At 40.2% G+C, this 14,040-nt stretch carries 9 protein-coding genes and 1 pseudogene; 8 read left to right on the top strand and 2 right to left on the bottom strand.

All coding sequences use genetic code 11. From position 1 onward, the window contains the following. Nucleotides 1-151: 151 nt before the first annotated feature. The gene (gene acsF / locus IAR63_RS09695; protein ID WP_187705124.1) at nucleotides 152-1,228 is read left to right on the top strand and encodes a magnesium-protoporphyrin IX monomethyl ester (oxidative) cyclase; all 1,077 of its coding nucleotides are present in this window, start codon (nucleotides 152-154) and stop codon (nucleotides 1,226-1,228) included. A 51-nt stretch (nucleotides 1,229-1,279) separates the two neighbouring features. Here the strand turns inward: acsF and IAR63_RS09690 are convergent, their stop codons facing one another. Beyond that, nucleotides 1,280-1,849 carry a TIGR04376 family protein gene (locus tag IAR63_RS09690; protein ID WP_006276469.1) on the bottom strand — a complete coding sequence of 190 codons (570 nt, stop codon included), beginning with the start codon at nucleotides 1,847-1,849 and terminating at the stop codon, nucleotides 1,280-1,282. Between the two features lie 111 nt (nucleotides 1,850-1,960). Continuing rightward, nucleotides 1,961-6,610: pseudogene (locus IAR63_RS09685) on the bottom strand (esterase-like activity of phytase family protein); the annotation flags it as partial. Between the two features lie 266 nt (nucleotides 6,611-6,876). Between IAR63_RS09685 and IAR63_RS09680 the strand changes: the two are divergent. The 7 genes from IAR63_RS09680 (at nucleotide 6,877) to IAR63_RS09650 (ending at nucleotide 14,002) form a co-directional block, all read left to right on the top strand. Beyond that, entirely contained in the window at nucleotides 6,877-7,881 is a 1,005-nt protein-coding gene (locus tag IAR63_RS09680) for a Gfo/Idh/MocA family protein (protein WP_187705122.1), read from the top strand. Then, on the top strand, nucleotides 7,882-8,643 hold the full coding sequence (gene map / locus IAR63_RS09675; protein ID WP_187705121.1) for a type I methionyl aminopeptidase: 762 nt from the start codon (nucleotides 7,882-7,884) through the stop codon (nucleotides 8,641-8,643). A gap of 71 nt (nucleotides 8,644-8,714) precedes the next feature. Continuing rightward, nucleotides 8,715-9,605: an ARC6/PARC6 family protein gene (locus IAR63_RS09670; RefSeq protein ID WP_187705120.1), complete on the top strand. Its 891-nt coding sequence runs from the start codon at nucleotides 8,715-8,717 to the stop codon at nucleotides 9,603-9,605. Between the two features lie 62 nt (nucleotides 9,606-9,667). Then, on the top strand, nucleotides 9,668-10,570 hold the full coding sequence (locus IAR63_RS09665; RefSeq protein ID WP_187705119.1) for a hypothetical protein: 903 nt from the start codon (nucleotides 9,668-9,670) through the stop codon (nucleotides 10,568-10,570). Nucleotides 10,571-10,637: 67 nt separating this feature from the next. Continuing rightward, entirely contained in the window at nucleotides 10,638-12,107 is a 1,470-nt protein-coding gene (locus tag IAR63_RS09660; protein ID WP_187705118.1) for a vWA domain-containing protein, read from the top strand. A 28-nt stretch (nucleotides 12,108-12,135) separates the two neighbouring features. Next, a complete protein-coding gene (locus IAR63_RS09655; protein ID WP_187705117.1) occupies nucleotides 12,136-12,522 on the top strand; it encodes a hypothetical protein in 387 nt (128 codons plus the stop codon). Nucleotides 12,523-12,613: 91 nt separating this feature from the next. Beyond that, nucleotides 12,614-14,002, top strand: coding sequence for a vWA domain-containing protein (locus IAR63_RS09650; RefSeq protein ID WP_187705116.1), 1,389 nt, complete (start codon nucleotides 12,614-12,616; stop codon nucleotides 14,000-14,002). Nucleotides 14,003-14,040 lie beyond the last annotated feature (38 nt).

The following is a 14,040-nucleotide window of genomic DNA, read 5'->3' as shown; positions in this document are numbered from 1 at the left end:
AACGTAAAATAGTCACAGGAGTTAGGTGAGAAACTGGGTGAAAGTTCAAGATTTGTTGCAACTCTTAATGTTTGTTTGCCCTTTTTGGGACCAGATTTTGATAGAGTAGATGTTATACAAATGTCATTATTATCCTTAATTGAAAATTAAGATGGTAAATTCCCTAAAAAAACCAACCTTTGAAGAAATACGTCCCGGGGTGAAAGTTCCTGCAAAAGAAACCTTATTAACACCCCGATTCTATACAACTGATTTTGACGAAATGGCGCGGATGGATATCTCCGTCAATGAGGATGAGCTGCGGGCCATCTTAGAAGAGTTTCGCGTTGACTATAACCGTCATCACTTTGTTCGAGATGCTGAATTTGACCAGTCCTGGGACCACATTGACGGACAAACCCGCCAATTGTTCATTGAATTTCTAGAACGCTCCTGCACAGCAGAGTTTTCTGGGTTCCTCCTCTACAAAGAACTAGGTCGCCGCTTAAAAGATAAAAGCCCTCTTCTAGCAGAGTGCTTTAATCTCATGTCACGGGATGAAGCTCGTCACGCCGGGTTTCTGAATAAGGCTATGTCGGACTTTAATCTATCCCTAGATCTAGGATTTTTGACCAAGAGTCGCAGTTATACCTTCTTCAAACCCAAATTTATCTTTTATGCCACCTATCTCTCTGAAAAGATTGGTTACTGGCGGTATATCACCATTTATCGTCATTTAGAAAAACATCCTGAAGATAGAATTTATCCAATTTTCCGTTTCTTTGAGAACTGGTGTCAGGATGAAAACCGTCATGGTGATTTCTTTGATGCTATCATGAAGGCCCAACCACAAATGTTGCGGGGGTGGCAAGGTAAACTTTGGAGTCGTTTCTTTTTGTTGTCTGTATTTGCCACCATGTATCTCAATGATATTCAGCGTAAAGACTTTTATGCTGCCATTGGTTTAGATGCTAGAGAGTACGACATTCATGTCATTAAGAAGACTAACGAAACCGCTGGCCGTGTATTTCCGGTAATTCTAGATGTGGAAAGTCCAGAGTTTTATGAGCGTTTGGATATTTGTATCAAGAATAATGAAAGGCTAGCAGCCATCTCCAACAGCAACAGTCCCAAATTCCTACAGTTCTTCCAGAAGCTACCTATTTACATTTCCCATGGATGGCAGTTTCTCAAACTGTACTTGATGAAACCCATTGATGTATTGGCAACCCAAGGTCAACCCAAATAGGGTGAAAAGCCCCGCTATTGCGGGGACAATATTCTAGTATCCTAAGAAGCGTCACTTTTTCCTGTTCCTTTTCATTTCTTCTAGTTCATCCTGAATTTCCCAACGACGAAACTCTTCTTCTAAGTCATCAAACTTGGAATTGGAGTAGTTGAACTTGGAATCTGTGGTTTTTGTACCCTCGTTGGTTGAAGATTTAGTTTTATCACTTTTCATCGCTTTAGCTTTTACTTGCACTTCTTCCCGACGTTGTTTAATCTTAGTTAACGTCTGTTGAGACTGCACAACTTTCTCTTTTAAAGACTGCATGTTTGCCCATTGCTGATTTCCCTCTCGCAGTAAAGAATCTTCTTTTGCTTGTGCCGGTACAGCTAAGTCTTCCCTACCTGCTGCCTTAGCTTTTTGAATACGAGCATGCCATCGTTGTATTTCTTGTGCGGTTGCCAGAATTTCATCCTGGACTTGTCGTTCCTGTAATTGTAGATCTGTAATCAATTTTATTGTTTTTTCCTCCTCGCGCTGTAGTTGTTCCGTGAGCATTTCCAACTCTATATGAGGATTGTTTCGTATAAATTCTTCTAAACGGGCTTCCAGAAAACGACTTAGATCATCAAATAGACTCACTGTAAAAACTCCAAAGGTAGATATATTTTATTATATATTTATTGAATTGGGGACCAAGGTTTTAACTAACCCAAATTAGCAAAACCTTGGTGGTGAACGACAACGGTTTTTTTAACCAAAGGAGAAGACCATATCATTAAAGTCGTAATCACTAACTCCCACACCAGCAGGTAAATCTTCAAACCCAAAGATATTATTGCCAAAGCTCTTGATGTGAGCTGCACCATCTGGGTTAGCAGCACCAAAGCTAAAGTAAGCAACGGGTAAACCCATATAATTTTGAGCAGTAGCTGCACTGTTATTGGGATTAACCTTGAAAAACTCGTTAATAGCTTCTTGGATACTACCAGAGTAATTGCCACCATTAGCAATCACAAATGGTGCATAAGTTTTGCCTCCAATACCAATCAAGTCACCATTAATATTGGGGGTAACTGACCCTCCTGCGCGCACAGTAAAATTGCTAATTACTTTACTCTTGTCCAAAGCAGCTTTGGCATAACCAGATTGTCCAGGTGCAATACCATTGACTGCTCCTGTCGCATTATCCACCTCATACAACCCAAATATGTTTTTAAAGGCAGCATCAGTTTGACCTAAAGCATTTTGTAATGCTTGTCTTGCTTCCGCTGGCCTATAGGTGCTGGGGAAATTATAGAACACATTATCAGCAATATTAGATAGGGGAGGTGCTTCTTTAGGAATCAAGGAATTTCCAGGATTAACTGTGGTTGATGAGTAGGTGACACCTGTTCCTGTCACTGCAACAGCAATTCCCAACTGTCCTGGGTCAACAATAATACCATTTTGAATTCTATCACCATCCCATTTATCTCCATCTGTAAGATTTAGACTGATGTAGAGTTCTCCAAAGTCTCGAATGCCATTGCTATTTTTATCGGTAAATTTGTACTGATATAAGGGCTTTCCTTGTTCATCTGTATACCGCTCAAACTTCTTAGCCTCAAAGTTAAATTTTGCGTATGTAGCAGACTGTAAATCATTGGGTAACTGATTGAGAATATTTCCAGGCAAATAGAAATCTAAAGTAGAGCTTCCTCCTGGAACCAGTCCACTTATGTTTAACGCCAAGGGATCTCCAATAGAGCTAATCCCAGGGGGAATAGATGCCAAGACCACTGTTCCATCGTTTAAGGTAACTGAAACCTCGCCATTTGGGTTCTTGGGTAAAACTCTCACACTTTCAATGGTGGTATTGGCTCCAGTTTTAATCAGACCGAAATTTTCTATCGCAGCATTTGCTCCTTTGTTAAAGGTATCAACACCTCCAAATGGAATAACTACAATGTTCGGATCTGTTAGCTTTTCTTCTGGTCTGAGAATACCTTGACCAAGATTTGCTGATTGTGCTTTTTGAGTAACTGCTGCACTAATACCCTTTCGTTGGGTAACATTGACCGTGATATTTTGAGTGGCGATCGCATTTTTGCTATCCGTTGCAGTCACCACTAGGGTGTAAGCATTAGTACCTGCGGCGCTACCAGGGGACTCAAAGTTAGGTGCGGTTTTAAAGCTCAGAACGCGGGTAGTGGGGTTGAAGTCGAACTTACTGGCATCCGCTCCTCCCAGGGTATAACTGAGGACATCACCTGCATCTGGATCTGTAGCAGGGGTAATAGTTCCCACCCCAGTAGTGTTTTCAGGTGTAGGGAAGGTAGCAGTAGTAGTAACAAAGCTCGGCGCTTCATTTACATCCGTGACATTAACCGTGATATTTTGAGTGGCGATCGCATTTTTGCTATCCGTTGCAGTCACCACTAGGGTGTAAGCATTAGTACCTGCGGCGCTACCAGGGGACTCAAAGTTAGGTGCGGTTTTAAAGCTCAGAACGCGGGTAGTGGTGTTGAAGTCGAACTTGCTGGCATCCGCTCCTCCCAGGGTATAACTGAGGACATCACCTGCATCTGTATCTGTAGCAGGGGTAATAGTTCCCACCCCAGTAGTGTTTTCAGATGTAGGGAAGGTAGCAGTAGTAGTAACAAAGCTCGGCGCTTCATTTACATCCGTGACATTAACCGTGATATTTTGAGTGGCGATCGCATTTTTGCTATCCGTTGCAGTCACCACTAGGGTGTAAGCATTAGTACCTGCGGCGCTACCAGGGGACTCAAAGTTAGGTGCGGTTTTAAAGCTCAGAACGCGGGTAGTGGTGTTGAAGTCGAACTTGCTGGCATCCGCTCCTCCCAGGGTATAACTGAGGACATCACCTGCATCTGTATCTGTAGCGGGGGTAATAGTTCCCACCGCAGTAGTGTTTTCAGGTGTAGGGAAGGTAGCAGTAGTAGTAACAAAGCTCGGCGCTTCATTTACATCCGTGACATTAACCGTGATATTTTGAGTGGCGATCGCATTTTTGCTATCCGTTGCAGTCACCACTAGGGTGTAAGCATTAGTACCTGTGGCGCTACCAGGGGACTCAAAGTTAGGTGCGGTTTTAAAGCTCAGAACGCGGGTAGTGGTGTTGAAGTCGAACTTGCTGGCATCCGCTCCTCCCAGGGTATAACTGAGGACATCACCTGCATCTGTATCTGTAGCAGGGGTAATAGTTCCCACCCCAGTAGTGTTTTCAGGTGTAGGGAAGGTAGCAGTAGTAGTAACAAAGCTCGGCGCTTCATTTACATCCGTGACATTAACCGTGATATTTTGAGTGGCGATCGCATTTTTGCTATCCGTTGCAGTCACCACTAGGGTGTAAGCATTAGTACCTGCGGCGCTACCAGGGGACTCAAAGTTAGGTGCGGTTTTAAAGCTCAGAACGCGGGTAGTGGGGTTGAAGTCGAACTTACTGGCATCCGCTCCTCCCAGGGTATAACTGAGGACATCACCTGCATCTGGATCTGTAGCAGGGGTAATAGTTCCCACCGCAGTGGTGTTTTCAGGTGTAGGGAAGGTAGCAGTAGTAGTAACAAAGCTCGGTGTCCGGTTATCGTCAATTCTAAAGTCATCCGCTGTCAAGGTATTGGCAAGGACCGCTTTCAAAATACCCAGTATCTTTTGAGATCCATCTATCAAATCTTTCGTTTTGATAATGGTGTCATCTCCATTCTGGTCTAAGATGAGGTTATCAAAACTTTTAATCTGGCTAATACCAGAAATTATCACCTTATCATTCCCGCGAGTGAAGTCTAGAACCTGACTAGGAGCAGCGGGAATTGCACCATTAACAATATAGAACTTGTCAGCTCCACCACCACCACTCAAGGTATTATTACCACCCTCTATGATATAGAGGTTATCATCTCCATTTTCACCATAAAGTGTGTTATTATTACCCTCCGCTACATATAATTTGTCATTCCCAGCACCACCATAAAGTGTGTTGTTATTACCCCCCACCACATATAATTGGTCATTTCCAGTACCACCAATTAAGGTGTCTGATTTTCCTGCATAAAGTTGATCGTTTCCTGCACCACCATCCAGGACGTTGTTTCCTAAACCATCACTGGCATCTAATATATCGTCTCCATCAAGTCCAAGTACATATTCACCTTTTTTGACAAATAACTCATCCTTGTTAGCAGTGCCAGTTACTTCCACCAGATTATTAGGTAATTCAATTATTCCTAATTTCTGAGGAATTGTGGTAATAAAGTCATTGTCATTAACTATAGCTAGGGTATTGGCTGAAACTAGGGCTAAACCCTCTAATTTTTCTACGCCTGTATAGCCAATTTGTGCTGCATTAACAATCAAACTCTTATTCACAGGAATAATACCAGCAGGGCCTAATTCTACTGGGGTTAACTGTTCAATGGTTTTGCCCTGGGGTAAGGTGAGTTTACTAGTATCATTAATATTCGTTGCACCAGTTAGGTCAATCTGATAGATCAGTTTGTTAGAAGTTGTATCACTTCTATCATCTCTTTCCACTACTGCAAACCGAGAACCACCTAAGAAAACCGCATCTCCAATTTTATCAGTCTTAGCATTACCAGTTCCCGTAATATCATCCAACAAGTAAAGATATTCACCAGTTACCTTTTGGGCAACTATGTCAAATTCTAAAATTCGCAAATTGCGGGAACCTCTGGAAGTTGTATCCCCCGTGCTGTCAGGATTATCAATTGGCGTTTGAATAAAAGCATATAATTTGTTACCTGCTAGAGCTACCGCTTCAAAACCACGGTTATTGCGTCTTTGAGCATAAACTTCTGGTAACACTTCTGTGCCAAAAGTTCCCACAGGTTGGTTTGACTTGGATGCAGTTCCCTGGGGAATAAACCGATTAATTAATATACCATTTCCGTTAAAATGATAAATTGCTGGACGGTATTCATCCACCATCCAATAATCTCCGTTGTCTGTAACTACAATTCCTTCTAAATCAGCACCTAAAGGATCATTAGTTAAAACTGTACCATTTAAATCAACACCAATTTCGTCAGTATAAGCTGTATTACCCACACCAGCTTGCACATTTGGCAGTCCTGTGAGTGGGGTTTTACCATCCGCACGGAATAACTTGGTTCTCTTGGTAATGTTAATTTCTCCGCTGGCCTTATCCAGTTCAAAACTGACTATTTCTGGTTGAAAGTTGGGTAATAGAAAAGGTCTGTTTTGTCCTGTTGGCTCACCATTGGGACCCCTGTCTGTATGGGTGACAAATTTTAGGTTGCCATTCTCTGCTACCCCCTGGAAGTACAGTCCAGAAAACCCCCCTAAAAGTATATTCTGGTTTGTAGTTGTGGTTCCCAGTGATGGTAGATTTTTAAATTCATAAGTTGTTAATTTAGTGGGTTGAATGTTTGTCATTTTTCTTTCTCTAACAATTGTCTAGATTGATATTTGATTTAACTTGACTTAGCAAGTTTTTGTGCTTGATACCAGTAAAAGATTCATGTACAAACAAAGGCTATCTTAATTAGGTTAATAAAAGATTAATGAACAGTTAAGTTATGACTAGGACTTGGCGAGATAGTTTTTTGCCAGTTAAGTGTTACACTTAATTTCAAGAATAAGACTTAATTATACTGGCTGGGTAATGGGTAAACTGGTAAGTTTTTATGTACAATTATGAGTTGTCTGGTAAAAAAAGTATAGGAGTAGGTCTCATTGGCAGTGGATATGCAGCTAAACACAGAGCTCAAGCATTTAAACAGGATGAGCGAGCGAATGTGGTAGCTATTGCGGGGCACACTCCTGAGAAGACAGAAACCTTGGCAAAAAGTTATGAAACCCAAGTAAGCAATTCCTGGGAGGAGTTGGTAGAAAGAGAAGATATAAATTTAATAGTTGTTTCCACAATCAATGCAGACCATGGTAGAATAGCTCGTGCGGCATTGAATAACAATAAACATCTGATTGTTGAGTATCCTTTGTCGTTAGATATTGAAGAAGCGGAGGGACTAATTGCTTTAGCAAAGGATAAAAAAAGACTGCTCCATGTAGAGCACATTGAACTTCTGGGTGGTTGGCACCAGGTACTAAAGGAAAACTTACCCATGCTGGGACAGTTGTTTTATGTTCGTTACAGCACTATGAAGGCGGAACATCCAGCTCCGAGAAAGTGGACCTATAACCATCAATTGTTTGGGTTCCCCTTTATAGGTGCATTGTCACGACTACATCGTCTCACTGATGTATTTGGTCAGGTAGTAACAGTGAATTGTCATCAGCGATATTGGGAAACAGAGGAGGAATATTATCAAGGTTGTCTTTGCATAGCCCAATTGTGTTTTGCCAATGGTTTGTTAGCTCAAGTTATTTATGGTAAAGGCGAAACTATATGGCAATCGGAACGCAAATTGGAAGTCAGTGCGGAAAATGGGAGTTTAATTCTGGATGGTGATAAGGGAATTTTTATAGGACCTGAAGACACAAGGTCAATAGAAATTGCTAATCGTCAGGGATTATTTGCCAGAGATACTAAAATGGTTTTAGATCATATTTTTCATGGTTCCCCTTTATACGTAACTGCAGAACAAAGTTTATACACTTTAAAGATTGCAGATGCAGCTCGTAGAGCAGCTGAGACCGGATTAACAATATTTTTGGTTCAAGATCGGTAAATGAACACCAAACAAATTATTCTTTTGTCTGCACGAGAAATAGAAAAAATGCGACGTGCTGGAAGTTTAGCAGCTCAGTTGTTACAACACTTGGAACCCTTGGTTAAACCTGGTGTAACCACTCAGGAACTGAATGATGAAGCGGAAGCATGGACACAAGCTCATGGGGCCAAGAGTGCGCCCTTGGGTTATATGGGCTTTCCTAAATCAATTTGTACTAGTTTAAATGAAGTAATTTGTCATGGTATTCCCAGTTCACAACGGATTCTCAAGAAGGGTGATATTATCAACATTGATGTAACGCCTGTATTAGATGGTTATCATGGGGATACATCTAAAACCTTTATTGTAGGTGAAGCTAGGCCCATAGCCAAAAAATTGGTAGAGGTGACACAGAAGTGTTTACATTTAGGTATTGCAGAAGTTAGACCTGGTGGGAGAATTGGTGACATTGGTGCTGCTATTCAAGAGCATGCGGAGAGTTATGGGTTTTCGGTGGTGCGGGATTTTGTCGGTCATGGAATTAATAAGATTTTTCATACTGCGCCAGACATTCCTCATTTTGGGACTAGGGGAACTGGTAGATTATTAAGACCGGGTATGGTCTTTACCATTGAACCAATGATTAATGAGGGTTCCTATGAGTTTGAGATGTTAGCTGATGGGTGGACTGCTATTACAAGGGATAGGAAACTTTCCGCTCAGTTTGAGCATACTATAGCGGTAACGGAAAATGGGGTGGAGATTCTCACTTTACCATAGGAATTGGTTGGTTGTTAAAAGGAACGAATTTCAAATCAAGGTTGGTAGATAACAGATGAGATAATTTTGATATGTTGAAGAAAATGATTTTTTACTCCACCTGTTTATCGCTTCTGGGTTGTCAAGGATTGACACTCCCCACCCCTAAAGGGACGGGGATTCTTCATTTAGGTTCACCTGGTTGTCCTGATAAACCTAGAGTTTCATTAAATGCCAAAAATGTTGAAAAAATCACATTCAATCAGGGTAGAATTAGTAAATCTAACCAGGTAAGTGTGGAGCAACATGTGGGGTACACCTTTGCAGCAATAGCAGGGGATAAATTGAGTTACAGTACGGATAGTGATGTTTGTGTTTGGGTGTTTACTCCAGACACTGAAATTGTTAAAGGGAAAGATTTGCTTAAAACTGGTCAATACACCATACAGGTGGGTGCACCACAAGGGATGAAAAATTTTAATTTAGAAGTGGGTTTAGGAGATTTACAGACTAACATTACTCCCACCACTGAATCAATTCCCACAATAAAATTAGATGCAAAAGAGAATAATTCACAGCCAGAACATGATATTTCTGAAGAAGATGCTGTGGAACTAGTTAAACAATGGTACGCGGCAAAACCTCAAATATTTGCATCACCCTTTGATACCAATTTAGTAGATCAATTAGCAACTGGCAAAATGCACAATTTTACAACTAAAGCTGATGGACCAGTGCAGTGGTTAAGACAAAATGGAGCATATTATGAATATATTTCTTCAGAAATAAAAAGAGTGGTTAATTTTTCAAATTCTGGGAAACGTCCTTATATTAGGGTTAGAGTAAGGGAGGAGAGATATTTACACAGTAGGTATGGAATTGATAGGGGAAAATCGGGAAAGTTTACTAGAAATCTAACTTATTTTTTTGAAAAAGAAAACACAAGGTGGAAAATTTCTGAGGTCTATCCTGCTTGGCAATAGGTAACCATTCTGGACCGCTTTCGTTGTAGATGAATACGGCTATAAATTGTAAAAATTTCGCTATGTTGAAGAAAATAATTTTTTGCTCCACCTGTTTATCACTTCTCGGTTGTCAAGGAGTCAATCCTCATGGATCTATTTCATCCAATCTTTTAAGTTCACCCGGTTGTCCTGATAAACCTACAGTTTCGTTAAATGCCAAAAATGTTGAAAACCTTACATTCAATCAAGGTAGAATTAGTAAATCTAACCAGGTAAGTGTGGAGCAACATGTGGGGTACACCTTTGCAGCAATAGCAGGGGATAAATTGAGTTACAGTACGGATAGTGATGTTTGTGTTTGGGTGTTTACTCCAGACACTGAAATTGTTAAAGGGAAAGATTTGCTTAAAACTGGTCAATACACCATACAGGTGGGTGCACCACAAGGGATGAAAAATTTTAATTTAGAAGTGGGTTTAGGGTCTACCCTTAAATCCGATCCGGTTACTATGGAGGATTCAGTAAAAAAATCGACAGTAATAGCTACCACAGCTGCACCCATTCCTAAAACTAAATCCCAAATACCACCAAGAGCAGATTCAGTTCAAAAGTCCTACACAGCAACACAAAATACTTCCAGAATTTCACCTGAACAAGTAATTCGAGATTATTATGATAAGATCAATAATAAACAGTATGATACTGCTTGGGATATTTATCCAAGTACAGTTAAAGAAGATCTAAATTTACATCCAAATGGTTATGATTCCTTTTTAGGATGGTGGACGCAAGTTGAGAGTGTTAGGGTAATTAGGGTTGGTACTCAATCGGAAGATAACGACTCGGCTATCGTTAATTTTCGAGGTCAATATAGTATGAAAAATGGTCGATTGCTTCCAGTCAGATTAAGATTTTATCTTGATTGGAATCAGGATAATGCCACCTGGTATGTTACTCAAATAAAAGTGAGAACCCCAAATTAATAACGGTAAAAAACCAGAGAATTGAATTGCATCAGGAATTTTATTACACCTATTTAAAATAAGTAAAATGTTGAACCTAACCAATCGCTTAAAAAACAACAAAACCCTATTATTTGCCATATATGGATCCGCTGGCTGTTTAACAGCAGCAATCTTGCTAGGAGAACCATTTCTAGCCCTAACCAAAAGTGGGAATAAACCCACAACAAATCCTCAAGCGATAGTCTTATTAATTGACACATCCTCAAGCATGAGTGATGGTAAATTAACGGAAGTTAAAACGGCCGCCAGTCAGTTTGTGCAACGTCGTAACTTAGAAGTAGATCAAATAGCAGTGGTGAATTTTGGCTCAGCAGTTGCAACCCCTGCTCCATTGACAAACGACATTAATATTTTAAATAATGCCATTAATCAACTATTAGAAAATGGCTCAACACCTATGGGAGAAGGTATTAACACTGCCCAAGATCAATTGCAAGCAACAACATTAAACAAAAATATCATTTTATTTACCGATGGAATACCAGATGATCCTAATTTTGCCTACAATTCAGCCCTGTCTGTGAGAAATGCAGGAATTAAACTAATTGCAGTAGCTACCGGAGGTGCAGACACTAATTATTTAACCCAAATCACAGGCGATCGCTCCCTAGTGTTTTATGCTAATTCCGGTCAATTTGACCAAGCATTTAGCCAAGCAGAAGCGGTAATTTATAAACAGTTGATTGAATCCGACACTGGTGAAAACTATGGTTTTACCTATTCCATATTCCGCATTGGTGGTTGGACAGCGTTTTTGTCTATGGGAATATGTTTGGCTTTAATTATGGGACAAAATCGCTATATGCGACTACCCTTATTAACTGCGAAAAAGGGAATTATCACTATTATTGGTAGTCTGATAGCAGGAACCATCGCAGGTGCAAGTGGACAATTTTTGTTTCTGGTATTCTCACCTCTTGTGAGTACAACATTTTCAGGAATCCTTGGTCTGGAAGTAATTACCAAAATTGGAGGTTGGGTGATTTTGGGAGCTGTGGTGGGAGCTGGCACAAAACTCTTCGTCCCCAATCTCAACTTCAAAAACGCGCTCCTGGGGGGAACTGTAGGTGGTGGAATCGGTGCTGGTGGCTTTTTAATCACATCAAGTATTCTAGGAGACATTATGGGACGCTTATCTGGTGTATCCATATTAGGGTTTTTTATCGGATTGATGATTGCTTGGATTGAACAAAAACAGTTAAATTCAGAACCTTATTTGTTAGTGCATTGGACACCCACGGAGCAGACCAAATATTTACTGGGTACTAGGCCAATTTCCATAGGTACTTCTGTGAACGTGGAAATTCCCCTAAGTGCAACAGACGGATTTGCACCGCTTACTGCTAGAATATTTAAGGAAGGAAGTGATATTATTATGGAGTTCGACCAAGAATATGCTAGGATGAAGAAAATGAGAGTTACTACTCAGAGTTTAAAGGTGGGTGATATCCGTAAGTTAGGGAAAATCACCCTAGAAGTTAAAGATAAAACCTGATTATCCGAATCCTTGTTCAATTGGCACAATGGTTAAATATACTTTCCATCTGAAACCAGAAGGTTCACCATCTGAATCGTACAGTTACAGTTTAGAGTTAAATCATATGGAGGAAGATGCACCAGAAAAAGTGTTTACACCTCTGGTTAGGGAGAACATTCGCAAGACACTACAGGATCTTAGCCTGTCAGCAATTAGGGATTATCAACTAAATCAAATTATTCAAACCTGGACTCAGGATATCAAGCAGGGTTATAGATTTAGTTCTCTTAGTCTTCATTTAAGATTGCTAATTGATGAAAATATTGATCAACTGCAGGAGGATGGCAATCAGGAAGTTCCTCAAATGATTACTCCAGATATATCAGATATACAACCCCAATCGGGTATATTGCCACCTTTAAACTTTGTTTAGGTCTTAGTAGTTTGATTACAAAAACAGATTAATTACCCAATTTGTTTAACTGCAAAAATTAATCTCAAAAATTAACTTCAGGAAAGATAAAATGAATGCCATCAAGACTAGTATTACACCCCATCGGGAATTTATGCCAGCGGATACGGAAGGACAAAAGTTATTTGTTATGCTCAAGTTGCGTCCTCTCAAAGATATAGCTACCAGTCTTCCACCAACTACTTTTACTTTTGTTATTGATACTAGTGGATCCATGTATGAAGTGGTCGCAGGTGAGACTAAACCTACAGGTGTCACCTATGAACAGGATGGCAAAGAATATCGGGAGGTGACAGGAGGCAAATCAAAAATAGACATAGTGATTGAATCCCTATTAGCCTTAGTTAATTCTGGGAGATTAAAACAACAAGATCGTATTGCCATAGTGCAATTTAATGATAGTGCTTCCTCAATTATTGGACTAACCAGTGCTACAGAAATTAAAAAACTGGAAACTGCCATTAACAACTTGAGAAATTTTTCTGGTGGTACGCGCATGGGTTTAGGACTACGGCGTGCATTTGATATATTGAGTCAACAGGAAATGACTGTCAAACGGGTTCTATTATTCACCGATGGACAAACATTTGATGAAGATCAGTGTCAATCAATTGCTAATAATTTTGCCACCCGTAATATACCAATTACAGCGTTGGGAGTGGGGGAAGAGTTCAATGAAGATTTATTAAGCCATCTGAGTGATTGCACGGGAGGAAAACTATTCTATGTGGTACCGGGAATCGCTAAAGGTACAGAAACATCCATACTAGATTTACCTGGCAAGATTATTGCTGAATATAGTGAAGCACAACAGGAGGTAATCACTAATCTAGCTTTAAGTGTAAAAACTGTGAAAGGAGTAGAACTAAGTCGTATTGTTCGTGCTTATCCTACCCAAGCGGAATTTCCCATTAATCAAGATCCCTTTCCCTTGGGAAATGCTATTGCTCATGATGAAACTATATTCATTCTAGAATTTACAGTTAATAACCGTCCTGCTTCTCGTGTACGTATTGCTCAACTGGGATTGACCTATGACATTCCCGGAGAAAAAAGGCGTGGTGAAATACCACCAGAAAATCTCATTATCCAATTTATTCCTGGACAGCATAATGCAGCTCAGGTTAATCAAGAAGTTATGGACTATGTGCAACAATGCAATATTGCTAATCTGGTTGACCAATCTATCAAAATGGCAGAAAAGAATCCACAAAAAGCAGAGGAATTATTAGAAACAGCTAGAAGAATGACGGTAAGACTTGGCAATAAGGAAATGACAGAATCTTTAAATAACGCCCAATCTGAATTGCGGAAGACTAAAAAAATCTCATCGGGAACTCGGAAGACGGTGAAAATGGGTGCTAAAGGGAAAACGGTGAAAATGGGTAATGATGATGATATGCTTTCAGAAGAGGAGATGCGAAAACTTACGGGAACATAAGAATCTCTCTGGTACAATTTCAACATAACTCTACCATC

Source organism: Cylindrospermopsis curvispora GIHE-G1 (genome assembly GCF_014489415.1).
Taxonomy (GTDB): Bacteria; Cyanobacteriota; Cyanobacteriia; order Cyanobacteriales; family Nostocaceae; genus Raphidiopsis; species Raphidiopsis curvispora_A.
This window is presented reverse-complemented; position numbering and strand designations above follow the sequence as displayed.